The organism is Paenibacillus aquistagni (genome assembly GCF_900177815.1).
Classification (GTDB): Bacteria; Bacillota; Bacilli; order Paenibacillales; family Paenibacillaceae; genus Paenibacillus_B; species Paenibacillus_B aquistagni.
In genome coordinates, this window is the sequence record NZ_FXAZ01000005.1 from 297,002 (window position 1) to 323,949 (window position 26,948).

General features: G+C 47.0%; 25 protein-coding genes. 7 read left to right on the forward strand and 18 right to left on the reverse strand.

What is annotated here, in order from left to right:
• Window positions 1-5: 5 nt before the first annotated feature.
• Window positions 6-1,571 (forward strand): YheC/YheD family endospore coat-associated protein, encoded by a 1,566-nt coding sequence (locus B9Y93_RS17910; RefSeq protein WP_085496601.1) that lies wholly within the window; start codon window positions 6-8, stop codon window positions 1,569-1,571.
• Between the two features lie 107 nt (window positions 1,572-1,678).
• Here B9Y93_RS17910 and B9Y93_RS17915 read toward each other — a convergent pair whose 3' ends face one another.
• Together B9Y93_RS17915 and B9Y93_RS17920 are read right to left on the reverse strand one after the other, a co-directional pair.
• A complete protein-coding gene (locus B9Y93_RS17915; protein WP_085496603.1) occupies window positions 1,679-2,344 on the reverse strand; it encodes a pentapeptide repeat-containing protein in 666 nt (221 codons plus the stop codon).
• 5 nt (window positions 2,345-2,349) lie between these two features.
• Window positions 2,350-3,027 carry an HAD family hydrolase gene (locus B9Y93_RS17920; protein ID WP_244903458.1) on the reverse strand — a complete coding sequence of 226 codons (678 nt, stop codon included), beginning with the start codon at window positions 3,025-3,027 and terminating at the stop codon, window positions 2,350-2,352.
• 200 nt (window positions 3,028-3,227) lie between these two features.
• Here B9Y93_RS17920 and B9Y93_RS17925 point away from each other — a divergent pair, with 200 nt between their 5' ends.
• Window positions 3,228-4,235, forward strand: coding sequence for a YpdA family putative bacillithiol disulfide reductase (locus B9Y93_RS17925; protein ID WP_085496605.1), 1,008 nt, complete (start codon window positions 3,228-3,230; stop codon window positions 4,233-4,235).
• A 157-nt stretch (window positions 4,236-4,392) separates the two neighbouring features.
• Here B9Y93_RS17925 and yfkAB read toward each other — a convergent pair whose 3' ends face one another.
• The 3 genes from yfkAB to B9Y93_RS17940 all read right to left on the reverse strand — a co-directional run bounded on the left by yfkAB (window position 4,393) and on the right by B9Y93_RS17940 (window position 7,683).
• A complete protein-coding gene (gene yfkAB, locus B9Y93_RS17930) occupies window positions 4,393-5,556 on the reverse strand; it encodes a radical SAM/CxCxxxxC motif protein YfkAB (RefSeq protein WP_085496607.1) in 1,164 nt (387 codons plus the stop codon).
• A 111-nt stretch (window positions 5,557-5,667) separates the two neighbouring features.
• Complete coding sequence (locus B9Y93_RS17935) at window positions 5,668-6,723, reverse strand: HD-GYP domain-containing protein (protein ID WP_244903470.1); 1,056 nt, start codon at window positions 6,721-6,723, stop codon at window positions 5,668-5,670.
• A 135-nt stretch (window positions 6,724-6,858) separates the two neighbouring features.
• The gene (locus B9Y93_RS17940) at window positions 6,859-7,683 is read right to left on the reverse strand and encodes an undecaprenyl-diphosphate phosphatase (RefSeq protein WP_085496611.1); all 825 of its coding nucleotides are present in this window, start codon (window positions 7,681-7,683) and stop codon (window positions 6,859-6,861) included.
• A gap of 232 nt (window positions 7,684-7,915) precedes the next feature.
• Between B9Y93_RS17940 and B9Y93_RS17945 the strand changes: the two genes are divergently transcribed.
• Entirely contained in the window at window positions 7,916-9,007 is a 1,092-nt protein-coding gene (locus B9Y93_RS17945) for an HD-GYP domain-containing protein (RefSeq protein WP_244903459.1), read from the forward strand.
• 54 nt (window positions 9,008-9,061) lie between these two features.
• On the opposite strand, the gene B9Y93_RS17950 is transcribed toward B9Y93_RS17945, so the two are convergent.
• From B9Y93_RS17950 to B9Y93_RS17985, 9 genes are all read right to left on the reverse strand, one after another.
• Complete coding sequence (locus B9Y93_RS17950; RefSeq protein WP_244903460.1) at window positions 9,062-9,814, reverse strand: TraX family protein; 753 nt, start codon at window positions 9,812-9,814, stop codon at window positions 9,062-9,064.
• A gap of 121 nt (window positions 9,815-9,935) precedes the next feature.
• Window positions 9,936-11,108, reverse strand: a complete 1,173-nt coding sequence (locus B9Y93_RS17955; protein ID WP_085496613.1) for a GNAT family N-acetyltransferase — start codon at window positions 11,106-11,108, stop codon at window positions 9,936-9,938.
• 52 nt (window positions 11,109-11,160) lie between these two features.
• Window positions 11,161-11,286, reverse strand: a complete 126-nt coding sequence (locus B9Y93_RS25075) for a hypothetical protein (RefSeq protein ID WP_280522900.1) — start codon at window positions 11,284-11,286, stop codon at window positions 11,161-11,163.
• Window positions 11,287-11,384: 98 nt separating this feature from the next.
• Entirely contained in the window at window positions 11,385-12,782 is a 1,398-nt protein-coding gene (gene sufB / locus B9Y93_RS17960) for a Fe-S cluster assembly protein SufB (RefSeq protein WP_085496614.1), read from the reverse strand.
• Window positions 12,783-12,824: 42 nt separating this feature from the next.
• Window positions 12,825-13,244, reverse strand: a complete 420-nt coding sequence (gene sufU, locus B9Y93_RS17965; protein ID WP_085496616.1) for a Fe-S cluster assembly sulfur transfer protein SufU — start codon at window positions 13,242-13,244, stop codon at window positions 12,825-12,827.
• Window positions 13,231-14,457: a cysteine desulfurase gene (locus B9Y93_RS17970; protein ID WP_085496618.1), complete on the reverse strand. Its 1,227-nt coding sequence runs from the start codon at window positions 14,455-14,457 to the stop codon at window positions 13,231-13,233. Before B9Y93_RS17970 ends, sufU begins: the two co-directional genes overlap by 14 nt.
• Complete coding sequence (gene sufD, locus B9Y93_RS17975; protein ID WP_085496620.1) at window positions 14,454-15,767, reverse strand: Fe-S cluster assembly protein SufD; 1,314 nt, start codon at window positions 15,765-15,767, stop codon at window positions 14,454-14,456. The genes B9Y93_RS17970 and sufD overlap by 4 nt, the downstream gene beginning before the upstream one ends.
• A gap of 39 nt (window positions 15,768-15,806) precedes the next feature.
• Window positions 15,807-16,586, reverse strand: coding sequence for a Fe-S cluster assembly ATPase SufC (sufC, locus tag B9Y93_RS17980; RefSeq protein ID WP_085496622.1), 780 nt, complete (start codon window positions 16,584-16,586; stop codon window positions 15,807-15,809).
• Window positions 16,587-16,961: 375 nt separating this feature from the next.
• Window positions 16,962-17,402 carry a Dps family protein gene (locus tag B9Y93_RS17985; protein WP_085496624.1) on the reverse strand — a complete coding sequence of 147 codons (441 nt, stop codon included), beginning with the start codon at window positions 17,400-17,402 and terminating at the stop codon, window positions 16,962-16,964.
• A gap of 405 nt (window positions 17,403-17,807) precedes the next feature.
• Between B9Y93_RS17985 and mtnK the strand changes: the two genes are divergently transcribed.
• Together mtnK and mtnA are read left to right on the forward strand one after the other, a co-directional pair.
• The gene (gene mtnK / locus B9Y93_RS17990) at window positions 17,808-19,046 is read left to right on the forward strand and encodes an S-methyl-5-thioribose kinase (RefSeq protein WP_085496626.1); all 1,239 of its coding nucleotides are present in this window, start codon (window positions 17,808-17,810) and stop codon (window positions 19,044-19,046) included.
• Window positions 19,043-20,131 (forward strand): S-methyl-5-thioribose-1-phosphate isomerase, encoded by a 1,089-nt coding sequence (gene mtnA, locus B9Y93_RS17995; RefSeq protein ID WP_085496628.1) that lies wholly within the window; start codon window positions 19,043-19,045, stop codon window positions 20,129-20,131. Before mtnK ends, mtnA begins: the two co-directional genes overlap by 4 nt.
• Window positions 20,132-20,350: 219 nt before the next feature.
• Here mtnA and B9Y93_RS18000 read toward each other — a convergent pair whose 3' ends face one another.
• Window positions 20,351-20,653 (reverse strand): YunC family protein, encoded by a 303-nt coding sequence (locus B9Y93_RS18000; protein WP_085496630.1) that lies wholly within the window; start codon window positions 20,651-20,653, stop codon window positions 20,351-20,353.
• 182 nt (window positions 20,654-20,835) lie between these two features.
• On the opposite strand from B9Y93_RS18000, the gene B9Y93_RS18005 reads away from it, so the two are divergent.
• On the forward strand, window positions 20,836-21,309 hold the full coding sequence (locus tag B9Y93_RS18005) for a hypothetical protein (RefSeq protein ID WP_085496631.1): 474 nt from the start codon (window positions 20,836-20,838) through the stop codon (window positions 21,307-21,309).
• Window positions 21,310-21,443: 134 nt separating this feature from the next.
• Here the strand turns inward: B9Y93_RS18005 and B9Y93_RS18010 are convergent, their stop codons facing one another.
• The 3 genes from B9Y93_RS18010 to B9Y93_RS18020 form a co-directional block, all read right to left on the reverse strand.
• Entirely contained in the window at window positions 21,444-23,105 is a 1,662-nt protein-coding gene (locus B9Y93_RS18010; protein WP_097676250.1) for a putative bifunctional diguanylate cyclase/phosphodiesterase, read from the reverse strand.
• Window positions 23,106-23,144: 39 nt separating this feature from the next.
• Complete coding sequence (locus B9Y93_RS18015) at window positions 23,145-23,522, reverse strand: DUF423 domain-containing protein (protein ID WP_085496634.1); 378 nt, start codon at window positions 23,520-23,522, stop codon at window positions 23,145-23,147.
• Window positions 23,523-23,759: 237 nt separating this feature from the next.
• Window positions 23,760-24,692 (reverse strand): Gfo/Idh/MocA family protein, encoded by a 933-nt coding sequence (locus B9Y93_RS18020; protein WP_244903461.1) that lies wholly within the window; start codon window positions 24,690-24,692, stop codon window positions 23,760-23,762.
• 249 nt (window positions 24,693-24,941) lie between these two features.
• Here B9Y93_RS18020 and B9Y93_RS18025 point away from each other — a divergent pair, with 249 nt between their 5' ends.
• Window positions 24,942-26,933, forward strand: a complete 1,992-nt coding sequence (locus B9Y93_RS18025) for an ABC transporter ATP-binding protein/permease (RefSeq protein WP_217809700.1) — start codon at window positions 24,942-24,944, stop codon at window positions 26,931-26,933.
• Window positions 26,934-26,948: the final 15 nt, after the last annotated feature.

Consider the following 26,948-nt stretch of genomic DNA (forward strand, 5'->3'; position numbering starts at 1 on the left):
TCCGTTTGGCTCAACCGGTGTTAGGCATATTAGCGCTCTACATTAATGAACAAAAACAGCTGGAGGAACGCCACATTTATCAAAAAATGATTGTGGCGGGAAAAAAGCTCGGCCTTGATGTCTTCGTCTTTACCCCCCAGGATGTGAGAGATCAGCCCAAACGAATCTATGCCCTGACGTATCAGCCAAGTACAAAGCGCTGGTCAAGGAAGTGGGTTCCGTTCCCTCACATGATCTTTGACCGCTGTCGCATTCAGAACACCTATCGCTTTGAGCAGTTGAAGCGATTTCGGTCAAAGTATCGGCATCTGCTCTTCTTGAATCGTCCCCTTCGCAACAAATGGACGATATATCAAGTGCTCTCAGAGGTTCCTGCCTTCGAGCCCTATCTGCCGAAAACGAAGCTCTATAGCTCCATCAAGGAAGTACAGCGAATGCTTAAAGAGCATGAGTTGATATACCTAAAACCAATAAACGGCACCGGAGGGAGAGGCATATTGCGCCTTGAGCGCCTAAAGTCCAGCAAGCAGCTGGTCTATGTCCAAGGAAGAGACCAATTGCGGCGCATTATCACCCCCCAGCGGATGAGCTGGAATCAGCTGCGTGCGAAGATGTCCGCCTGGAATGCGAAAGGACGGTATTTGACTCAGCAGGGAATCGCATTGAGGCTGGCTAGCGGACGCGTCCATGATTATCGGATGCTGGTGCAGAAGGATGGAACGGGAACATGGACGGTGACAGGCTGTGCAGGCCGGGTTGGAGCGGCGAAGAGCATTACTTCCAATCTGCACGGTGGCGGAGCGGCTGTTCGCATGGAGACGCTGCTTCGACAGTGGATCGGTGATGAGCAGAAGATGCTCCAAGTCAAGGAGGATGCGGAGCGGCTCGGTGTTGAAGTCGCTAAGTTCTTGGAGCAGCGGTATGGCGCCTTATGCGAGCTTGCCCTCGATCTTGCCATTGACCGCTGCGGCCATGTATGGCTGCTGGAGGTTAATCCGAAGCCTGCTCGTGAGGTATTTGCCAAGAGCGGAGATAAAGACACCTACGCGCTTGCAATCCAAAGACCGCTTGAGTACGCCAAGTGGCTCTACGAGCATCAGAACTCCACGAAGCAGGAGTCTAGAGCATCCGAGCTTCGTGGACACACTTCACATGAAGCGGATTCACCCGCAGCCCCTTCTCACGAGAGGCTGACCCTCTCCGCTCTCCCTGCTGACCGCGAACCGGTAGAAATGGCATCGCTGCTCGAAGAGCCTCCTGCTTCCTTAAGCTCTAAGCTCAAGCCGTCACGAGGCAGCGCGAAGCGTCCAAGCAAGCCCTTCTTCCCCACTTTGCCACAACAGCCAAGAAGAAGCAGCAAGACGGTTGACATCGCCGAACGGCGCTCACAGCGTTCACAAGTGCTTGATGAGGAGGAGCTTCAAGAGCCCTTGCTGTCAGATTTTGATGAGCTTAGAGAGCTTGATATGCAGCGCGAGGAAGAACGGCGCCAGCAGGAGAAGGAGCAAGAGACCAAGCAGCTGATTGAGCTTATTCAATCCTTTGAGAAACGAATGAAAAGCGGCTCTTAACTTTCCTTTGCGGCTGTTCAATTAAAGAGCCTTCCAGCATGCAGGTTAAGCAACAATATAATCAAAAAGGCAGAGTTCGGCGTTGTCCGTCTCTGCCTTCTGCTTGTTCAATCCTTGACCACGAGGCCAAATATCTTAGTGAAAAGTATCGCTTGACTAGGAGAAATGATGCATCCTTGTAGATCCTCTAGCGTCACGCCCAAGTTGTGAAAGTCTGCAGTGCTTAAATCGATGCCTTTTAAGCTTGCTCCAGAGAACTGACTCTGATCGATCTTGCAGTTGTCGAATCCCACCTTATTGAACTTAGCATGATAGAAGTCCGATTTTTCAAGCGAAGTCTCTTGGTAGGATACCTGCTTCATATCCGCGAAGCGAAACGTAGCGTAATCGCCAGCACATTCAACAAAAGCGATATTGCGCATCGTGGCCGCTGTCATGTCCATCCCCATAATTTTGCATTGGTGAAACTGTGCCCGGTGAATAATCGCCTCTGTCAAGTCCACATTGGACAAATCACACTGCTCGAAGATCACATCCGTCAGCTCTGCATGCTGCAAGGACACATCACGGAAGCTGACATTGCGAAAGATCATCTGATCGCACATGACTTTGCTTGCTGTTATATAGGACAATTCCTCATCTGAGCATTGTGCCTGTCTAAATTCTGCATGATCGCTTATGTCCGCATCTTGAAGCTTAATGGACTCAAGCTGCTTGGGAAGCTTTGGGCGCTGGATCTTGATCGGGGGTACTTCTACTGTATTGGTCATCATTCGGCCTACTTTCCAGCTGAATGAGATGCAGCCAGCACAAACAAGTCGGCAAAGTGATTGATAAAGTGGTCGGCACCATCCAGTTCTTGATTGTCTCCAAACCCGGCATACATACAGCCTACAACTGTAAGGCCGTTCTTCTTGCCCGCTTCCACATCGGATGATCGATCCCCAATCATCCAAGCATGCTCCAATTGATGCTCCTTCATTAGGATGCGAACCAAGTCCACCTTCGTCTCGGTTTGATACCCGCCCGCACTATATAATCCATCAAACCAAGGCGTGATGCCATGCGCATCCGCCACTCCTTGAACATAACGCTCAAGGCCGTTGCTTGCTACGAACAATTTTATCCCTTGCGCATGAAGCTGCTGCAAGGTGTTGGCCACTTCTGGATAAAGCTTGGAGTCTCCTTGCAGAAGTCCAGACAGCTCTTCTTCCAAGAGCAGCACATCCGCACGCTTTTTGGCTTCGAGGCTCGCATCAGGCATAACACGATTCCAGATATCCTCGAGCAGCATGCCAAGAGAGCTAAGGATGCGTTCCTCAGGTGGCGTTGGGCCTTCATACAGCCCTTCTTCCCGTAGCCGATCGAATACGCGATGATACGCCGGTATAAGCAGCGTCTCGGTTTGAAACAACGTGCCATCCATGTCAAAAATCATAGCTTGCGGTGAACTCATCGTTTGATCTCATCCTTTGTCTCATAATCTGTATGTATTTCGATAATGCCATTTACAAGTGCCTGCTTACATGACCTTATCATATTTTGGAGCGAATGTCTTACCTTCTTAATGGGAAAGGACTTGGCAGTGCTTCCCACAACCTGATACGATAGAGAGAATAGGCATAGACCAACTATTTTGAGATGGAGGCGTGTTAGATGCAGCACCATGAAGCAATTGTAATCGGCGCTGGTCCTTGCGGGCTGTCAGCTGCTATTGAGCTTAAGAAGGCGGGAATCGAACCGCTTATTATAGAAAAACATTGTGTCGTCAATTCCATTTACCGTTATCCAACCAATATGCAGTTCTTCAGTACGCCTAAGCTGCTTGAGATTGGAGATATTCCTTTTGTGACGACCCATGACAAGCCCTATCGCAAAGAAGCGCTGGTCTACTATCTGACGGTTGCCAACCATTATAACCTTGCTATTCACAGCTATGAAGAAGTCACGAGCATCAGCAAGCAGCAGGATGGCAGCTTTCTCGTGTCCACGTTGAAGTCCAGTGGAGAAACGAAGCCGTACAGCGCGCACTATGTCGTCGTTGCGACCGGATACTTTGATCATCCGAATATGCTCGGCATTCCTGGAGAAAACATGCCGCATGTGACCCATTATTTTCAGGAGGCCCATCCATACGCGGGTACAAAGGTGACCATTATTGGCGGGAACAACTCAGCCGTCGATGCGGCCTTGGAGCTTCATCGCATAGGCGCACAGGTGACCATCGTGTACCGAGGTGCCGAGCTATCCTCTCGCATCAAGCCATGGGTACGTCCAACCTTCGAGAGCTTGATTGAAAAAGGCGAAGTGAAGATGCTCTTCAGCTCACAAGTCACGGCAATCGAAGCCGATGCCGTAACCGTACTTACGGAAGACGGCTCGCACCAGCAATTGGACAGCCAGTTTGTTCTCGTGCTTACTGGGTTCCGCCCAGACCGGGAGCTCATTGAAAGTGCTGGGGTCAAGCTTCAGGATGAAGACAAGGAGAAGCCCGTGTTCCATCCCGACACGATGCTGACCAATGTAGAGGGTCTATACGTAGCAGGTGTTATCGCCTCAGGCCGAGATGCCAATGAGATCTTTATTGAGTCAGGCAGACATCACGGCAAGCTGATCGCTGATCATATTATAAATATGAGAGAGAACGATCCGAGAAGCCGCTAAGTGCTCGTTTCTAGCTTCTAGCAAGATGAACGAGTTTCGTTATTAGCAATGTTTCATTAAGGACAACAAAAAAGTCGTTGTTTATATTGCTTACAGCAACAAAACAACGACTTTTTTACTGCTTATGCAGTGGAATCGCCTTCTCTATACAAGTCAATCATCCTAGTGTGATGTTCGATTGACGATTCATAAAATCAACGTTTGGATAATACATGTTGGCTACGAGCAGATTCGGTCCGCAGCATGCCGCACTTGGACAGTGGCAGTTTACAGACTGCGCAAGAGGATGCGTGGACAGCCAACGATTGAAGATATCATCCAACTCTTCCTCATAAATACTTCCGAAAGACGGGATATCAGCAAAGTCTGTCACATACACTTCTCCGTTGAACATGTTCACATTCAAGCGATTGCGTCCATCCGGGTCGTTGCGCACCGTGACATTCGGCTCTTCGTACAAGCGCTTAAGTAGTGTGTGATCCTCAGGGTTCGTGCTGCAGCCATAGAATGGGAGCGTTCCGAACAGCATCCACATCTCTTTGTTCCGCACGTCAAGCAGTTGGTTGATGGACTGCCTAAAGTTATCGATAGACAATACTGGCAGGCTGCTTGCAAAGGAGCTTGGATACATCGGATGGACCTCATGCCGCTGGCAGCCCATCTCGTCAATGAGACGGTGAATCTCGCCCAGCTTGTGATGGGTGCGATAATTAATCATCGATTCTGCCGAGACTAGGAGTCCTCCTTCAGTAAGCTTGCGCGTATTCTCCATCATCTGATCGAACCACTTGCCTGTGACCGATGAAGAGATTTGATGATTGCTATGCACAAAGCCAACCTCATGAAAGTCCATTGCATTGGTATAGTTAAAGGAAATGTGCATGACATCAAGATACGGTGCTATCATCTCATATCTTGCGTAATCGAGCGTGACATTCGAATTTAGCTGCGATCGAATCCCGCGTTCTCTCGCATATTTTAGAATCGGAATGATATAATCCTTCACCGTCGACATATGAAAGGTAGGTTCCCCACCGGTAATGCTGATTGTCTCCAGATCACGAACTTGATCGAGCTTCTTCAGCATGAGATCAAGCGGAAGCATATTCGGCTCTCTCATAATAAGCGTATGGCCAACAGCACAGTGCTCGCATCGCATATTGCACACTTGCGCAACCGTCATCTCCACACTGGTCAGCCGATGCTCCCCATATCGCTTCAATGAGCCAATAGGGTCCCAAGGGTCATTCATCGGTGACAGCTTCGATACAGTGCCGACAGCCCACTCCTTATTTCGATCATGATGATGCACAGTATTCATCTTTCGTCACCTAGCCTTAACATAGAATTACAAGATATATGGAAATAGATATGCCACTCAAAAGCATTACATGCCGCATCCCCACAGCCATAATGACTGCAGGGCCAAGAGCTAAATATCGAATTTGGCTCCAAGAATCGTAATATTCAGACTCTCTGCTAGATCTTTTTCCCTCAAGTCAGCATAAGGAACCCCGTCCGGATCTGTCAAGAGCCTGATTACGGGACGCTGCGGATAAATCGGATTCAGCTTAGCCACGACCCCTGACTCGCCTGTACTGAGCTGAACCGTCATTCCTAGCGGATACACCGCAATTGTATCCCTAAAAAGGCACAGCATCGCTTGATCATACAGCGTGCCGGCGCCTGTATACAAGATCTCTAGTGCTTCATGCGGCATTCGCGCATTGCGGTATACGCGGTGCGTCGTCATGGCGTCATAGGAATCTGCGATGGCAATCCATTTGGCAAACTCGTGAATGCCTGTCTCCCCGATCCCTCTAGGATACCCGCTGCCATTGAGGCGTTCATGATGTTGAAAAGCGCAGTGCGCGACAACAAGGGGGATATTCGGCTCATCCTTAAGAATGCGAAAGCCATACTCCGTGTGCAGCTTGACATGTTGGTATTCTTCTTCTGTAAGCTTCCCCGGCTTCTTCAGCACCTTCTGATTCAGCTGTGTCTTGCCGATGTCATGCAGCATTGCTCCCATGGACAGCTGCTTCAATTCTTCGCGCTCATAGCCGTATCGAAGCCCGAATAGCGTTGTGTACACACACACATTAAGTGAATGACGGAAAATATAATCATCCGTAGCTTGTATGTCCCCAAGCATGACCATCGCCTCTTGATGAGATGACAAGTCATCAATGATCTGATCCAAGACAGGAGAGAATGTTTTTCCCAAATGCGAGCTTCCCACTCTACTCTTAATCATGTCTTTGCCCATCAAGGATTTGAACTCTTTGCGTATGCGATAGTTCGCTTCTTGTCTCGTCTGATCCGACAGCAAGTTCGGCGCTTCGATCCCTTCTGTTTCCTGATCCTCAATATAGACAAAGCCAACTCCCATATCCTTTAGTCTTTGAATATATGAGTCATTCAGTTCCACATGCGCTCCTAGCAGGATGAGGCCTTCCTCACTATATACGCTTTTCGCCAATTTCATGCCGCTTCGGCATGACGTTATAGGTAACCACCGCAAATAAAGTCATCCCCTGGTGTGTAAATTTCGTATAGGATATGTAACGCAATGAAAGGCTCATCCAGTTGCGCTAGTCATTGTTGTATATATCGGCACGGATTATAGCATTACAAAGAACCAAAATAAGGCTGCAAGCAAGAAGCGATAAATGGCAAAGTGCTTAAGCGTAATGCTCTGAATATGCTTTAAGAAAAACACAACAACCACATAGGCCACCATAAAGGATACGATAAAGCCTAATCCAAAAAAGCCAATGGCATGCCAATCAAATTGCTTGTAGTTCTGCAGAAGCTCGTATCCGCTTGCTGCCAGCATAATAGGAATTGCCATGATAAAAGAAAAATCAGCAGCAGCCCGGTAGCTGACCCGGCTTAGCATTCCACCTGCAATGGTAGAGCCGGAACGCGAAAAGCCCGGCCATAATACAGAAACAATCTGATACAGCCCTATTATGAATGCTTGCTTGTAGGTGATATCGTCAAGGGTATTGGAAAGAGAGCTTCTCTGATTGCCTTTCCATTCGGCAAACCACATAAACAATCCGCCAGCAATTAAGGCCAGCAGCACGGTCTCAGCGCTAAAGAGCTCCTTAATATAATCCTTTGCAATGAATGCAGTAAGTAAAGCGGGGGTCATGCCCAACACAAGATGAAGAAGATTCAATTGCTTCTTAGGAGCATTCCCCTTCCTCATCGTCTTGGGTGCAAGACCCAGCATACGGAGAATCTTCTCCCGATAGACTACGGCAATGGCAAGGATTGCTCCAAGCTGTATAACAACCTCAAAGGTCTTTAATAGATCGCTTTGCTCATCAATCCCCATTAGCTTCGCGGTTAGTATCATATGGCCTGTGGATGACACGGGAATAAATTCTGTCAAGCCTTCCACAATGCCAAGACATATCGCAACAAGTACGGTCAGCATCTTGCTTCGCCCCTTCACATGAATTCTTGTCCACTATTTCATGTGTATCACGAAGAGCAGCTAGATATGCCGACAACTCATTATAACCTTTTATCTTCATTTGAAGCTATTTTTTTCTTCCTTAACGATCGGCAGCACACGGGATCTTCATCATCTGGAAAATGTTGTTGTACATGCAACCTATTGTTGATATGATGAACATACATAGATAAAAAAACCAGAATGAGGAACGGTGGATCGCACGATGCGTATTCAGCTTACAGAAGTAAGAGAAGGCGATATTCTCCTAAGAGACATATTTAATGATCACGGCACGCTGGTTCTGTCCGCTGGAACTATACTTAAGGCAAAGGATAGAGGATTGCTGGAGCGGCATATGATTGACCAATTGGATATCATAGAGCGGCTTACCCCTCAATACTCGATTGACTCCATGGCCGAGGCCGTCGTCGAACGTCATACTTCGAAGAATGCATCCAAGGAACAGCTTATTCATCAGTATGAAGCTGCAATCCAGCATACGAATCTTATTTTCGAGAGTGCTGCTCAAGATGGTATGGTTGAGGATGAAGTGATTGAGCAGACCTACCTCCCGCTTCTATCACAGATTGAGAAGGAGCGAGATGTTGTCTCTTTGATGATGCTGATGAATGGTGAGGAAGACTATACGTATCAGCACTCTATTCAAGTGAGTGTGCTTTCGTTCTACTTAGCTACTTGGCTCGGATATAGCGAGGAAAATGCAAGAAGAGTAGGCAAGGCAGGGTATTTGCACGACATTGGCAAGTGTATGATTGACCGCAAGCTGATTAATAAGCCAGGAGCGCTCAATGATGAGGAGTTTGATCAGATCAAGCAGCATACGCTCTTTGGTCAACAGATCATCAGCAACAGCTTTGAAGATGAATGGCTCTCTCTTGCCGCCCTTCAGCACCATGAACGCATGGACGGCACTGGGTATCCCGTAGGACTGACAGCCGACCGCATTCATGAAGTTGCTAGAATCGTAGCCGTCGCAGATGTATACAGCGCCATGATCTCTAATCGCGTTTACCGGAAGAAGCAGGATCTGTTCTCTGTTCTGAAGGAAATGAATCAGATGAGCTATAGTCTGCTTGATCCCCATATTACACACACCTTTATACGAAAAATGCTGCCGAACTTCCTCTCGAAGCGAGCTAAGCTGAGCGATGGCCGTGTCGGTATTATTATAATGAACCATCATACCGAATTTTTCCGTCCATTAATTCAATTGGACCAGCAATTCATTGATCTATCCACCAATCGGAGCATCGAGATTGAAGAGATCATGACTACCGCATAATCACATATAGATGAGCATATACAAAGAGGGTGCAGCCGCACCCTCTTTGCCTGTTTATTGGGTAATCATATAGCTAATCGAGTAGATGATCCAAAGATGCACCGGATAAAAAACATAAAACAAATATTTGGACCACGCTGCGTGATAACCTCGCTTGCCGTTATACAACAAGATAAAGGGCAAAGCAAAGACCATCATCCACTGTGGATCAAATAAAAACAGCTGTTCATAGGTGAAGTTCTCTCCTCCAAGACTAACCATGGTAAGGAGAAATACCCCTGCGATATAAGAGATGCTAAGAATCCATTTGCTGCTTCTGGCATAATAGAACACCAGCACACATAGGACGCCATACATGCTTGCTTCGGTATAGAGAATCATGATGAGTGCTGCTCCTATAGCCATCAACACACCCATAATGATCTGCTTGCTATTCCCAATCCCAATCCTATGCAATCCTGACATCATGACCACACCAACAGACAATGACAAAAGGATATTATTGCTTAGTCCCATAGGTGTCGGCAGCAGCCATACAAGCAGCCACGAGCCTACGGCCATAATGGCAGCCCACCCCAATAGACGCAAGCCGTATTTCATCCGACTGCGCGTATGGAAGAAGCCCTCAACAAGAAAGTAGAAAAAGATTGGGCTTACAATGCGGCCTGGATAATAGAGATAGGCAGGAACCGCGAAGTCCATATAAATAAAAATGTAGGTGTTAACATGATCGAGGACCATAAGCAGCATGGCGATGATCTTAAGCCAAAAAGCATCCATGCCGAACCTCTTGCTTTCAACTTGCATAAAAATAAAAAACCTCCTGCGTCGTATGCCTTTCTGTATAAACAGCATAGCATTGACGCAGGAGCAGTCCTATCGATGTCGCTTACATGAATGTGACATCCTTGTCATGAAAAGGGCAATATTAGAAGAAATCGAGGAAAAACGGACGGTAATGAGGAATCAGCTCTTCGAGCGACTCTACCATGTCAATTGGACCAGACAGTCCTTCAAGTTCATGCAGCTCTAACGGCCGCTTGTAGCCAAAGAGCATCGCTGTGAGCGCACCTATTTCAATATTCAACTGAGCATGCTGAAGCGCTCTCTCTTCTTGCTGCAACAACCTAAGCTCCCCTGCATCCAGCACAGCTGTGACGTTGTTCCATGGCGCTGCCTCATCCGTGATATGTATGCGTACTTTCCCTAACTGTCCTTCCCAATTAAAGGAATACTGCTCCAAGAAACATTCTGCATCTACGATGCGGGCCATGAAATAAGGCTTGCGTTCTGCTTTGATGCGAGGTTCTTTCAAGGTATGCAGCAGAGGTTCTTGCTCATGCAGAATCATCTTGAGTTCATTAACCATCGAATCATGCTGGCATATGAAGTTCCATAGACCATATCGAGCTTCAGCTTGCAGAGGGATGAATTCTTCAACCGTCATCTTGGAATCCTTGATCTCATAAAGCATATAACCTGCTGCAACGCCATCCTCGTTGTAGTAAACGGCTGCCGTCAAATCGTCGTACACCGCACGCTTCCACCAATCCTCAGAGCGGACAAGCATGCCTGAGTATCGCTTGGCATACTGATCATAGAGCGTGCTGATCTCAGCTGTGTGCGTATCCTTATGATACAGCTTCACTTTACCCAATACCTGCTTCTGCATCATGAGATCTGACTTATTCAGCGTACAGATGAGACGATTCGTGAACAGCTCCCATCCAAACTTGCGATAGAAAGGTACGGAGAATGGATGCAGCATCGATACGACGTGACCGTCCTCTCTCATCTTCTCAAGCACATGCTTCAGCATTGCTCTCACGTAGCCATTTCTCCGATACTGCGGGTACGTAGCAACTCCAGCTATACCGCCCATGCTGTAGATTTGGTCGCCAAAGCTTATTTCCAGCGGAATCAGATGCAATTTGGCCGCGATTTGGTCCTCATCCATTACTCCGAAGAGCTGATGGTGCTGCTTCATCACATCGATGGATTTTTGCATTTCTGCTTCACTTGTGTATTTGTACTGAAACGCATACTCCGATAATGCAAGCGCTTCTCGATACCGATCTTCCTTTAGACGAACAACACTCATGACTTTTCCCCTCCTGCCCTTCTTTGTCCATAACCATAGCATATTCGCCCTGCTAAGGATACTGCCCTGCATAGACATAATTAATTTGTCTAATGGACAAAGCTTCTCCCCATCGCCGTACATCAAGCCACTGCCCCTTGCCAAGAAGTCCTATATAAAAAAAAGAAGGCAAGCTCATTCGCTTGCCTTCTTCTAAGTCGCCTCATGATGAGACTGTATGATTATTGTTCATGCAAGTCATATCAGCGATCCTGACCTGCCTTCACCCTCTTGCTCTTAACCAATAGAGCCTTCCATCTCGAACTTGATAAGACGGTTCATCTCTACTGCATATTCCATCGGCAATTCCTTCGTGAACGGCTCGATGAAGCCCATAACGATCATTTGAGTTGCTTCATCTTCTGTCAAGCCGCGGCTCATGAGATAGAAGAGCTGATCTTCGGATACCTTGGATACCGTTGCTTCATGCTCCAACTGAATGTTGTCATTCTGAATCTCATTGTACGGAATTGTATCAGAAGTAGACTCATTATCCAAGATTAGCGTATCGCACTTCACGTTAGACTTCGCGCCATCGGAGTTGCGTCCGAAGGAAGCCAAGCCGCGGTACGTTACTTTGCCGCCGTGCTTCGAGATCGACTTGGAGATGATGGTAGACGTTGTATCTGGTGCCAAGTGAATCATCTTCGCACCTGCATCCTGATGCTGGCCTTTGCCTGCAACCGCGATGGAGAGAACAGAGCCTTTTGCGCCGCGGCCTTTCAAGATAACAGCCGGATACTTCATCGTCAGCTTGGAACCGATGTTGCCATCGACCCATTCCATGTTCGCATTCTCTTCACATACTGCGCGCTTTGTAACCAAGTTGTAGATATTTGGCGCCCAGTTCTGAATCGTGGTATAGCGCACACGAGCATCCTTCTTCACGATGATCTCCACGACCGCACTGTGAAGAGAGTTTGTGCTGTAGATTGGAGCCGTACAGCCCTCAACATAGTGTACGAAGCTGCCTTCGTCCGCAATGATGAGCGTACGCTCGAATTGTCCCATGTTCTCAGAGTTGATGCGGAAGTACGCTTGGAGCGGAATTTCGCACTTGACTCCTTTTGGAACATAGATGAAGCTTCCTCCGGACCATACCGCACTGTTCAATGCTGCAAACTTGTTGTCCGCAGGAGGAACAACCGTACCGAAGTATTCCTTGAAGATCTCTGGGTGCTCACGAAGAGCCGTGTCCGTATCCATGAAGATAACGCCTTGATCCTCAAGATCCTTTTGCATGCTGTGGTATACAACCTCAGATTCATATTGGGCCGATACACCTGCAAGGAACTTTTGCTCGGCTTCAGGAATACCAAGCTTATCGAACGTTTCCTTGATCTCAGCTGGAACCTCTTCCCAAGTCTTTCCTTGCTTCTCAGAAGGTCGAACATAATATTGAATATCATCAAAATCAAGCTCATCAAGATCGCCGCCCCAACGTGGAGTAGCCATTTTGTTGAATTGATCCAATGACTTCAGACGATACTCCAGCATCCATTCCGGCTCATTCTTAATCTTGGAGATTTCCTTAACGATCTCCGGAGTTAAGCCTTTACCAGATTGGAATACCGCTTGGTGATTATCGCGAAAGCCATATTTGTACTCTTCCATTTCAGGCATTTTTTTCGCCATCGCTTAGCAGCCTCCTCTTCGTGTGCGCCATGCACACCTGTATTATTGCTGTTCTACGCCTTTGCGAAGTGCATTCCAAGCTAATGTCGCACATTTGATGCGCGCAGGGAATTTATTCACGCCAGACAGGGCTTCGATGTCCTCATACTCATCAAACTCAACCTCTTCACCTTTCACCATTGCAGAAAAACGATCTGCAAGATTCAAGGCTTCCTCCAAGGTCTTTCCTTTTACCGCTTCTGTCATCATGGACGCACTGGACATGCTGATCGAGCACCCCTCGCCTGTAAAGCGAGCATCCTTAACCGTTCCATTGTCAAGGATAAGCTGAAGTGAAATCCGGTCCCCGCAGGTTGGATTGTTCAGGGCAATCGTCACAGCATCCGCATCGAATGTACCACGGTTACGAGGCTTCTTATAATGATCCATAATGACGCGACGGTACAAATCATCCAATTGCATCGCTAAAGTACTCCTTTGTCTCCAGAAGGGCTGATACCAACTGGTCAATGTCTTCCTCTGTATTATACAGATAGAAGCTTGCACGAGCAGTTGCACTTACCTCAAGCCATCTCATCAATGGCTGGCAGCAGTGATGTCCTGCGCGAATGGCAACACCCTTCGCGTCCAGAACCGTAGCCACATCATGTGGATGAATATCATCCAGGTTGAAGGTCACGAGACCAATACGATCTTCCTCAGGTCCATAAATCGTGATACCGTCAATCATTGACAATTTATCATATGCATATGCAGCAAGCTTAAGCTCATGCTGATGAATCGTATCGAGACCAATCTCTTGAAGGAAATCAATCGCTGCTCCAAGACCAACGGCTCCAGCAATGATCGGAGTGCCGCCTTCGAAGCGCCAAGGCGCATCCTTCCAAGAGGACTCATACAAATCTACGAAATCAATCATCTCGCCGCCGAATTCAATCGGCTCCATATTCTGCAGCAAGGACTTCTTCCCGTACAAAGCGCCAATTCCAGTAGGGCCGCACATCTTATGGCCAGAGAAAGCGAAGAAATCACAATCCAGCGCCTGAACATCAATCTTCATGTGCGGAACGCTTTGCGCGCCGTCAACGACCATTGCTGCACCATAACGATGGGCAATCTCGGCAATCTCTTTTACAGGATTCACTAATCCAAGCACATTCGATACATGCATGACAGAGACAATCTTCGTATTTGCCGTAAGGGTCGCTTCGACATCATCAAGCGAGATCGTGCCATCATTTTGCAGCGGAAGATACTTAAGCGTTGCTCCCGTTGCCTTGGCCACCTGCTGCCAAGGAATAAGATTGCTGTGATGCTCCATTGGCGTAATCACAATCTCATCGCCCGGCTTCAGCACAGCTTTTCCATAAGAAGCGGCAACGAGGTTCAAAGCTGTTGTTGTGCCTCGGGTGAACACGATCTCTTCTGGGCTTGTTGCATTTAAAAAGCGAGCAACTTTCTCACGCGCTCCTTCGTAAGCGTCCGTTGCACGTGAACCCAGCGTATGCACACCGCGATGCACATTCGCATTATCCCATTCGTAATACTTCTTAATCGCATCAAGCACTTGGCGTGGCTTCTGTGATGTTGCTGCACTATCCAAATATACTAGCGGGTGACCGTTCACTTCTTGATTCAATATCGGAAACTGCTCACGAAGTTCGCGTCCAATCATTGTCCTAACTTCCTTTCAATGTAGCTCTTCAGCATGGCTTGAAGCTGTTCATTAGGAATCTCGGATACCACTGGAGCCAAGAAGCCGCGAATGATCAAGTTCTCAGCATCCTCGCGGGAGATACCGCGGGACATCATATAAAAGACTTGTTCTTGGTTCACTTGGCCAGCAGATGCAGCATGTCCTGCTGTTACATCGTCTTCATCAATTAGAAGAATAGGGTTCGCATCCCCGCGCGCTTTAGGGCTCAGCATGAGCACGCGCTCTGTCTGCTCGCCATTCGCCTTGGTAGCACCCTTCTCAATCTTCGTAATACCATTGATGATGGAAGACGCTTGTTCACGCATAACCGCACGTGTGATCATCTGACTGTCAGAGCTCTTGCCGAAGTGAATCGCTCTTGTCGTCAAATTCAGCTTCTGTTCTCCATTGCCGACACAAATGACTTTTGCATCAGAAGTCGAACCGTTGCCTTTAAGAATCGATGTCGTATCAGAGATCGTGTTGCCGTTATGCATCTCGCCTACGATCCACTCAATGCCGCCGTCTTGCTCCACAACAGCTCTGCGATAGGACAAATCAACCGTTTCTTTGCTCATATGGTGAATGGAAGCATAGGTTACCTTAGCCCCTGGTTTTACAAACACTTCAACCACACCATTATGAACGGAAGCTTCTGTTGTTTCGCTAGAAATGTAAGTATCCACATAGTGAACACGGCTATTCGTATCCGCGACGATCAAGACATGCGGAGCAAATCTTGCAGCGCTGTCTTTTTGATAGAACAAAGCTTGCAGCGGAATCGATACCTCTACGTTGCGAGGCACATACAAGAACACGCCGCCATTCCATAACGCAGCATGGAGAGCCGCCACACGATGCTCATCCGCCTTCATCGCCTGCATCAAATGAGGCTTCACAAGCTCCTCATGTTCGCGAGCAGCCGTCTCAAGGTCTGTGAATATAACGCCTTGCTGCTTCAGCTCTTCAGCAAGCTGTGTATAAATAACATTGGAATCCACTTGAACCAGTACGTTTGCAACTTCAGAGTCTTCAGAGGATCGAAGAACCTCTTGAACAGCCTCAGGGAGCTCAGAGAATTGAGCGACCTTGGCATTCGTAGAAGCTGTACCGTATGCATCAAGATTCCAACGATCGATTTTTGTCTTCTCAGGCTTAGGATTATCTAATTGTACTGCTGTCTCCAATGCTTGCAAGCGCAGCTCGGCTAACCAAGCCGGCTCATTCTTGCTGTTGGAGAGAGCCGCGACCGCTTCGCGGTCCACAGGTAATACGATTTCTGTACTCATCGGTCTATCGCTCCTCCTGTCTCGTCATCTATGAACGGACTATTCTTGTCCTACTGTTTCGTCTGTGATGCCAAGCTCTTCCTTAACCCAATCATAGCCTTCCGCCTCAAGGCGCTCAGCCAGTTCAGGTCCGCCAGACTTCACAATTCGTCCTTGCATCATAACGTGAACGAAATCAGGCTTCACATAGTTCAACAAGCGTTGGTAGTGCGTAATGATCAAGAAACCGCGATCTTCGCTTCTCATCTCGTTAACGCCATTTGCCACGATCTTCAATGCATCGATATCAAGACCAGAATCAATCTCGTCCAATACAACGATCTTAGGATCAATCATCATCATTTGAAGAATCTCGTTACGCTTCTTCTCACCGCCGGAGAAGCCTTCGTTAAGATAACGATGAGCAAACTCTTCATTCATATCAAGAGCTTTCATCTTGCTTTCCATCTGACGAATAAACTTGATCAAGGAAATCTCGTTGCCTTCACCGCGGCGAGCGTTGATCGCGCTGCGAAGGAAATCAGAGTTGGTTACACCTGCAATCTCGCTTGGATATTGCATAGCTAGGAACAGACCTGCGCGAGCACGCTCGTCTACTTCCATTTCAAGCAAATCTTCGCCGTCCAATGTGACCGTTCCATCTGTCACTTCATATTTAGGATGCCCCATCAATGCGGAAGCAAGTGTACTTTTACCTGTTCCGTTTGGCCCCATGATCGCGTGGATTTCTCCACCTTTCATGCTCAGGTTAATGCCTTTAAGAATCTCTTTACCCTCAATAGTCGCCTTGAGACCATTAATGACGAATTCAGTTGCCATGTGCGCTGTACCTCCAAATATCATGGTATATTCTTAAACATCGTGGTGAATTGATTCATGAGAAATCACAAATCACAATGGATTTCTATAAAATTTATCACATAGTAGTTATTATAAAGTGATTCTCACTGATTCTCAATACAATTTTAAAGCTTCGGTCTACGCTTTTCAACTTTTACGGGCTTTTTTCGTTATGTTGACAATGTTTTTCACAATAATTCGAGGTTTCATTTTCCTATTTTCATAGAAGCTTAAAATTTGAATATTTTTAGAACAATAAAATGCTTTATCGCTAATGATCATTATTCTCATTTCTAAATCAAAGGAAAAGCGCACCCCTAAGAAAGGATGCGCTTGCTGCGTTTCACTTTGAACTTAGCCCAAGAATGCTTCAAGCATCCATACATGCTTTTCATATTCGGACTTGATGCCCAAGAATACATCGCTTGTGCCCTCGTCGCCTTGTTCTTGCGCTGCTTCCATGATCGCTTCAAATTCCTTAATGAGCTGCTTGAAGTCAGCTGCCAAGTTTTTAACCATGGTGTCAGCAGAATCAGAAGCATTGCCCTCTTGAAGCGTAGTATGCTCCAAGTATTCTTTCATTGTCGCATAAGGCTTGCCGCCAATGGTGAGCAAGCGCTCTGCCACTTCGTCCATATTTTCTGTTACTTCATTGTAGAATTCTTCGAATTTTTCATGAAGGGTAAAGAACATATGGCCTTTAACATACCAGTGGTAATTATGCAATTTCACATAAAATACGTTCAGGTTTGCTACTTGTTGGTTAACGAGCTCTTGCAATGTGTTTGTTTTCATAATTGTTACCTCCATCATCAATCACCCTTGTCAATTGATTTTATTAATTCCTTGTTGATAATAATTCTAATCTAAAAGCAATTATCATGCAACTATTTTTCTTATATTTTTGTCAGTAAAATCTTCCATTACTTTTAGATTGAATCCAGGCCAACCTTATGATTGCCCATCCAACTGCTTGTCCATGATTCCTATCATTGCACCATATAATTGGAACTTTTCCAATGATATACCGCACTATGAAATAGTTACCCGTCCTCATTGAAAATGAATCAAGCAATTTTTTCAGCATTTTTGCAAAGAAAGTATTTTAATAGCCAAAAAAATCCTATATACTAATTCGCAAAACCTTTTTACCAATTCTAACCTAACATCAATGATTTAATGAGAGGAGTGCTTGCGCTCATGTCCGAATCAGCTTATCGTCCTCTAAGCAATGATGATGCAATTGCCATTGCTCGCGATATAACGGACTTGTTTGACTCGAATGACAATCTGCTATGTGAAGAAATAGGCGATGGCAACTTGAACTTCGTATTTCGAGTCTACAGTGTTCCTGAACAGGGAGTACCAACCAAAAGTATTATTATCAAACAAGCACTTCCTTATGCAAAGGTCGTAGGGGAATCGTGGCCGCTGTCACTAGATCGCGCACGCATTGAGCATGAAGCCTTGACCATCCAAGGCAGGCTCGTTCCAGACCTTGTCCCTCAAGTATATGCCTATCATAAGGATATGGCTTACACGATTATGGAAGATTTAAGCGATCATACTATTATGCGAAAAGGACTTATCGAGGGCAATCAATATGCTGCTTTCGCTGATCATATCTCTCGTTTCCTAGCGAATACGTTGTTCTACACCTCTGATCTTGGCATGAATCAGCAGGACAAGAAACGGCAGGTTGAACGCTTTATTAATCCTGATCTATGCAAGATTACGGAGGACCTCATCTTTGACGATCCTTATACGGTATCAGACAACAACAACATCAATCCAGCGATCATGGATGAGCATGAGAAACTGTGTCAAGATGCCTCGCTGCATGTTGAGGTCATGCTGCTAAGAGAGAAGTTCCTTACGCAGTCTCAGGCCCTTCTGCATGGTGATTTGCACACAGGCAGCATTTTTATTACAGAGGCGTCCACCAAGGTTATTGATCCTGAATTTGCATACTACGGCCCTATGGGATTTGATATTGGCGCTGTGTTTGCGAATCTGCTGCTGAATGCAGCATCCCATGAGCATTGGACAAAGGATCACAGCAAGCGCGACGCTAAGCGGGATTACCTTATTCAGACCATCAAGGAGATCTGGAACTTATTCCACGACCGATTCCTGCAATTATGGCATTCAAACGGTGTTGATCGCTTATCCTTCAACCCCGCTTATCAGGAGATTTATATGAAGCGCGTCCTTCAAGATGCAGCAGGATATGCGGGCTGCAAAGTCATTCGTCGAGTCGTTGGTCTCTCCCATGTCGCGGATATCGATACGATTGCGGATGCTGCAGCCAAGGAACGAGCTGAACGGCTGGCGCTTGCGATCGGGACTGCGATGGTCAAAAGAAACCGAGAGATTCAACACATTGATGAGTTAATAGACATATGCCAATCTGCATTCAAAGGAGTACACACTTCATGACACAACAACTAGATCAACATACAAGCACGCTTGTATCTGTTCGCTGGCACGAAGATACGCTTGAACTTCTAGATCAGCGCGTTCTCCCAGGACAAATCGACTACTTGAAGTTAACCGAGGTGCTTCATGTATGGCATGGCATTCATGATCTCGTCGTGCGCGGCGCGCCTGCGATTGGGATTGCCGCGGCCTATGGCGTTGTGCTCGGCACCTTGAACAAGCAGTATGCCGATCGCAATCAGTGGCTGAATCAAGTCATCACAGATGCGGAGTACTTGGCCACCGCCCGCCCAACAGCGGTCAATCTGTTTTGGGCGTTGGATCGAATGAAGCTAAAAGCCAAGGCGCTTGCTGAGAGCACATGTCCTATCCATGATCTTAGCGCCGAACTTCTATTAGAAGCAAAAGCGATTCATCTTGAAGATGAGGAAGTATGCCGGAGCATTGGTGAACATGCATTAGGCCTTTTCCATGATGGCATGGGCGTACTCACGCACTGCAACGCAGGAGGCTTGGCTACCGCGCGTTATGGAACCGCTCTGGCTCCCATGTATTTGGCCAAGGAACGCGGCATAAATTTGAAGGTATATGCGGACGAGACAAGACCTGTGCTGCAAGGCGCGCGACTTACCGCATTCGAGCTTCAACAAGCCGGCGTTGATGTGACGCTGATATGTGACAATATGGCTGCGATGGTGATGCAAAAAGGACTTGTTCAGGCTGTTATCGTTGGAACAGACCGAGTTGCAGCCAATGGTGATGTGGCTAATAAGATCGGCACCTACGGATTAGCAGTGCTTGCTAAGGCGCATAACATTCCGTTCTATGTCGCATGCCCGGTATCCACCATTGATATGGATACGCCGAACGGAGAGCTTATTCCCATCGAAGAAAGACATGAAAGTGAGATTACGGAAGCATTCGGAACAAGAACAGCGCCATCAGGCATAAAAGTCTATAACCCCGCGTTCGATGTGACACCGAACGATTACGTGACTGCGATCATTACGGAACATGGCATCTTGAAGCCGCCTTTCCATATCTCGCTTAAGGAACTTACGACCAAGCTTCAACACAAGCCGTAACCAGCCAACTGCTGCTGGACAAGCCACCAGAAGCTAATCAATCGGATAGGAATGAGTTGGATGAAGCTTGATTCACTGTGACACGATATGCTCGGTAGTCCTGCTTATCCCTCTTCTTGCTGAAGAACATTCCTTCTCATAGAGACAGAAGCAAAGACAGCTTCCTTGATGGATGCTGTCTTTGCTTCTGATTAATGAATGTGCCAGCGACCTTTGCTGCTACAGCATTTTAAGGAGCGCTTCTCTTCCCGTCGTCCCCGCTTCGATTCCTAAGCGCTCCGCTTCAATCGTTACAGACTCAAGCGGAGCTTCCAGCAGCTGATCCAAAGTACGAACACCAACGGCTCTACCAGCAATAATGCCGCGATCATGAAGCTTCGCATTCAGCAAGCCGACATCGAGTGCACCACACATAATATATCCACGATCCGTTGTTATCGCTAAGAGCGTCGTCTTGGGAAGCAGTACCTCCACTCCAATTACGGTATGGCCTTCTATCGTGATAGGGACAACTGTAACCAAGCTAGCTACCTCCTTCGTTGACATTGACATATTACCTTATGCACAAATCACAAATTGGTGTATCTCAATAATTGGATAACATTTTGTCCATATTTAGTTCTATGGGACTATTAATTGTCAAACATATTTCATAATATAATAGGTATTAATACTTACAAATGGCGCTGGAGGTAACAGGATACATGTCCAACTCACAACCCAACAATCAAGGGTCTGCTTTCAAATTCAACATCGATGTTTTGGTCAGAGGAAGCTCCAATGCCGAGGTGAAGAAGAAGTTGCTCCAATTGCTTGGTGATCCAGACATATTAGACATTCAAATTAACGCGCGTGCAGAGCAAAAGGATTACAATGCAGGTTCCGTTCAGCATGTTGAACCCCCTCACTTGCAAAGCCAGCAACCAAAAGCGGTTCGAGCAGAGCACGAGCGCTCCTCCTCAGAGTCCATTGAGATCGAGATTAAAAAGTACATTTCCCATCGTACACTAGTTCGGCTAGAAGTAAACAAGGCCAAAGGTGTGCGATTGAGCATGCCTGTTCGCATATTGAATTACGATGCTTCCAATATGCTCTTGAATGTGTATCATGACGATGAGAAATCCGTATATGCCTTTCACCTGTATGAAATTGAAAACATGACGCCTTATTCGAAATAACTCATCTGTCATTGTGATTAAACACACAAGCATCCCCAAGAAAACAATAAGCCGCAAAAGGACGGGTCATCCATTCTGCGGCTTTATTTTCTGTGTTTGATTATATAGAGAACCAGCAACCCAATATGCCAAGCTTATGCGATCTGCCGTCTTAGCATGCGTTCGAAGGACGGCCCCGGAATAGGCGGACTAAAGAAGTAGCCTTGGATCTCATCACAGGCGTGATGCTGCAAAAATTGCAGCTGCTCCACGGTCTCTACGCCTTCTGCAATCACTTGCAGATTCATCTGATGACCTAGCGCAATAATGGCTGATACGATAGCCGCATCATTCGGATCCTGCTTCAGATCTCGAACGAAGGATTGATCAATCTTAAGGCGATTGATGGGGAAGCTCTTCAGATAATGAAGCGAACTGTACCCGGTTCCAAAGTCATCAATGCTGATGGCAACACCCAGCTTTTTCAGCTCATTCAAAACATGTCTAGCCCTCGTCACATCCAGCGTCATCGTTTCCGTAATCTCAAGATCCAAATACTGTGCTTGAAGTCCGGTTCGCTGAAGCACCTGCTTCACCGTATGAGGAAAGTTCGAGCGCTCGAATTGTCGCACGGACAAATTCACCGATACCGGAATCGGAGGCAAACCTTCACTCTGCCATTTTTTATTCTGGTTGCAGGCTTCTTCAAGCACCCACTCCCCTAGCGAAACAATAAAGCCATTCTCCTCTGCTAGAGGGATAAATTCCGCAGGCGACACCATCCCGCGCAAGGGATGATTCCAACGTACCAGCGCTTCAACTCCAGTAATACGATTATCCATGTCTACCTGTGGCTGATAATACAGTTGAAACTGTCCTTCAATCAGTGCTTGACGCATCTCATGCTCAAGCGTAATCTGACGAAGGGTGTGGTTCTCCATCTCTGGAGAGTAGAACAAGTATCCACTGATCTTGCTCTTCTTAAGCCGCGAGAGAGCAAGCTCGGCTTGCTGCAGCAGCATGTACGGACTATTGCCGTTCACACTGTTCACTCTTGCGACAACCGCAATGCTCATCGTCAGATGAATCGGCACATCCCGAATATAAAACGGCTCTTCCATGCAGGCAAGAAAGCTTTCCACCTGACGAACAAGCTGTTCTTCCGATTCAAATCCCGTAACCAGACTCGCAAACTTGTCTCCTTGCATACGAGCCACAATATCCTGGCCATTCGTAGCGCGAACAAGCCTTGCAGCGATCTGCATGAGCAGCATGTCACCAACGTCTGGGCCGAAGGTTTCGTTAATTCGCTTAAAACGATCAAGGTCCATGAGTAGAAGTGCAGTCTCTTGATCCTCACGTAAAGATTCTTTGACAGCATCCTCAAGCCGCTTCATGAACATGCTTCGATTAGGAAGACCTGTTATATCATCATAGAACGAAAGATAATTCAAATTCTCGGTGATATGCCGATTGGGGTAGGCATCCTGCAAGCAGACCAGAATCTCCTCCGCTCTTCCTTTGATAGGAATGAGATGAATCAGCCATTCTCTCTGATAACCACGCTCACCTGCTCCTGCTAAAGTGAGCTGCTGCTCGACCTGAGCATAAGCAACATTCTTTGCTTCCTCAAGCAATTGACCAGATTCAAGTTCAAGCAGTTCATGAAGAAGGATGGGCTCTTCAGAAGCTACCCCCATCTCTTTGCGGAAAGATCGATTTGAACATCTTACCGTTCCGTCAAGCAGCATGCAAGCTGCTGCAATGGGCAACCGTTCGAACACCCCATTGTCCGTATTTCCCGTGTCATGAAGCATGAGGTTAGTCCTCCCATAATCGAACTTCCAACTTCTCTGTTAGGAGCGCACGCTGCGTGCTGCCAGAAACAGCATGATCCAGCCTAAAATGAACGCCACGCCGCCAATTGGCGTTATAGCCCCAAGTACTCCGATGCCGGATAGACAGAGTATATACAAGCTTCCTGAAAATATTAATGTACCGGCCCACAAGAGTCGAAGCGACCATAATACTTTCTTTAACTCCTGAAGTTTATCGGCAAACAAGGCGATAATGATTAACGCTACGGCATGGATCATATGGTATTGCACCGCTGTCTCCCATGTCGCCAGTCGTTCAGGAGTAAGATGTGATTCCAAAATATGCGCGCCAAAAGCACCCAGCGCAACGGCAGCTGCCATACTCAAACTGCCAATCCTAATATACCGACGCAACATGCTGTCCACCTCCTGTTGATCATCGACAAAATTTTACGTATGCTCGGTATTATCTTATATGAAACTTTGTTCATTTTCCACATATTCTTATGTGTTCATTTCTAACTTTCTCCAAAAAATGGTCATTACATGAACAAATAGCCTCGCCGGCATCTCCATTCACAGGTTCATGCCATGACGAGGCTTGCTTCATTCACACAGATACCGCCCTAATGAAATCATTCTATCCAGCCGATCTTACAGCTTTGTTAGCCGTTCAATAAGCGCATGGGTTTCCCATACACGCTCACCCGTAATCAAACATTCATCTGGCGCATCAAGGGATTGAATAAAGTGATCGATAATCCCTTCAAAACCTCTCCGTTTGCTAATCGAATCCCAGCTGCCAAAAGACAATGTCTGCTCTCCGCTCTCCCTGTCAGAAGCAGTGCCCTGCTCCAGATTTCTTACCTCGAACGACCTTCCGCCACCATGCAGTTCTACCCGCTCCATATCCTTGCCAGCCTGACGATTCATGCTGAACATCCCTAATCGGCGGTCAAACTGAAGCGTTCCCGTCGCGTGAACAAGCCGACCACCCTCATCTTGCTCATGCAGCATAGAGGTCACTTCATAGGATGAAGCTCCCATCCAGAGCAGGAGATCAATAATATGGATGAGATCGTCATAATAGGTTTCTTTCATGATTAAAGCCTGCTTGCGTGTTCGATGCTTCTCTGCGATTAGCAGATCAAACCCTCCGGCGTCTTCCATCCAGCGCTTCGCTTCCATATACAGTGGCGCAAACCGGCGGTTAAAGCCTACCGCAAGCAGGCGATCGGCTCGATTAGCCGCCTCAATCATTCGAGCTGAGGCCTCTATGTCATAAGACAAGGGCTTGTCAACATAGACATGAAGCCCACGTTCTAGGCAGCGAAGCACAACATCCTCATGCGTTTCCGTGGGTGTATGTACAAATACCGCATCAAGTGATGATTGAAGCATGTCATCGATATTCGTGAATCTTTTATCAACACGGTAACGCTCGCCTATTTCCTGAACGCTTGTCTTCGTCCTTGCTGCAATTGCCGCAAGCTCAATATGGGGGTGTGAAGCCAGCACCGGCAAATAAGCTTTTTTCGCAATATCGCCAAGTCCAATAATCCCAATCCTCTTCTTCAACTTCTCCACTCCATTCTACTGCTATCTTTCTCCCAGTATACACCACACCTTCTGCTTTCGAGAATCCAGGTAGATTGCATCCCCTATTGGTTTATTCGTTTAGACGCACGGCAAGTTCAGCACCGAACCTTATTGGATACGATTACCGCTGACGATTTCCTTGACGCATGACACCCTGTCATATATAGTAATAACAACATAATATGACACCTTGTCACATCAAGATGTCCACAGCCAGAAAGGTGATGCTCATTGAACATGCTAGAACTAAATCAAATCTCTAAGAGCTACAAACTAGCTGATAATCAAGTCTTCCCTGCGCTTCGCGACATTAACATTTCCTTTAAAAAGGGAGAGCTTGTCTCTATCATCGGGGAATCAGGGAGCGGCAAGTCTACGCTCATGAATCTGATCGGCGGCCTTGACTCTGACTTTACCGGCAAGCTCTTGATTGAGGGACGCAATATTGGGGAATTCAGCAGCAAAGAGCTTGATGCTTACCGCAAGAACAAAGTGGGCTTTGTTTTTCAAAGCTTTAACCTGATCCCTCACCTGTCCGTCCTAGACAATGTAACCATCGCGATGACTTTATCGAACATTGGCAAAAGCGCACGAGTCGCACGCGCTGAGGAGATCCTTACCGAGGTCGGCCTCAAGGATCACATGAAGAAGAAGCCGAATCAGCTCTCTGGCGGTCAGAAGCAGCGGGTCGCCATTGCACGAGCACTTATTAATGATCCTGATATTATTATCGCAGATGAACCCACCGGCTCTCTTGATTCTGAGACTACCGAGCAAATTCTTGAGCTGATTACGAATATCGCTCGCAAAGGCAAGCTCGTCATTATGGTGACCCATTCCGAGAAGGTCGCGAATCATTCAAGCCGCGTCGTCAAAATCGCGGATGGCCGCATTGTAGACGATATAAAAGGCATGGATATCGGCAGCGCCGCTTCGGAACGAGCTTCTATCAATAAGGGCAAGCAGAATCTAAGCATGCTGTCCGCCATTAAGCTTGCACTGAACAATATGAAAGAGAAGATGACTCGCAATGTGCTGATCGCAATCGGCGCCAGCATCGGGATTACGAGCGTCATTCTTATGCTGGCATTAGGCAATGGCGTAAAGGGTTATGTAACCGACCAAATGAACAGCATGACCAATCCCTTGGTTGTAGAAGTGAACATGCCCATTGAAGAAGAAGCTGCTATGAATCAGAATGAGAAAGGAACGGCGGAAGCCCCGCCAGGAATGCCTCCGATGGACCCAAGTGCCATGTTTGGCTCCTATACTCCTTTTGAGCAGAAAGATATGGACAAGCTAAGCGATATTGACCATGTTGTCGAGGTGCAAAAAGGGCTGAATATCATGGCGCTTGGGACCAACATGATTCAGTATGAGGATAAGACGAGCCAGATTCTTATGGTCTCCACCCTGTCAGAGAACGTAACGGAATCCAATATTGCGAAGGGAGCATATCCGGAAAAAGGAGAGATTCTCGTTAGCGAAGCGGTGGAGAAGGACCTTGGCCAAGATATAATTGGCAAAGAGGTTACAGTCACTCTGAAGCTGAACGAAGAGACCTACCAGGCTCCTCTGACCGTTAGCGGTATCTATACAACAGGCAGTAATTTTGAAGGAACCTCGAATATGCAGATCATGTTTGCCAACTATGATGATCTAGTCGCGATTGGGGACAAGCATGACTTTGAGATTCAGCCTTCAACGTTGTATTTAATCAGTGATGATGTCGATCATACAGACAGCATCCGACAGGCTGTGGCTGACCTTGGTTACCGCGGTTCCGCGCAAGAGATGATGGCTGATATGTTCCTTAGCATGCTGGACATGCTGTCTTATGTTCTGGCCGCCATCGCCGCCATCTCGTTAATTGTATCGGCTATTATGATTCTCGTCGTCCTGTATATCAGTGTCGTCGAGCGAACCAAAGAGATCGGGGTATTGAAAGCTATTGGAGCCAGATCCAAGGATATCCGCCGCATCTTCGTATCCGAATCTTTCCTGATTGGCTTGCTAAGTGGCCTCATGGGCATCTTGTTTGCCCTGCTGGCCATGATGATCGTTAATCCAATCACAACGAATCTATTCAGCTTCAATCTTGTGGTCATCGAACCGATATACATGATCGCGGGCATTGTCATCAGCGTCTTGATCAGCATGGCAGCAGGCATTATTCCAGCCGGCATGGCTGCTAAGCTTGACCCAGTTGAATCGTTGCGTCGCGAGTAGTCACAATAGGAATGG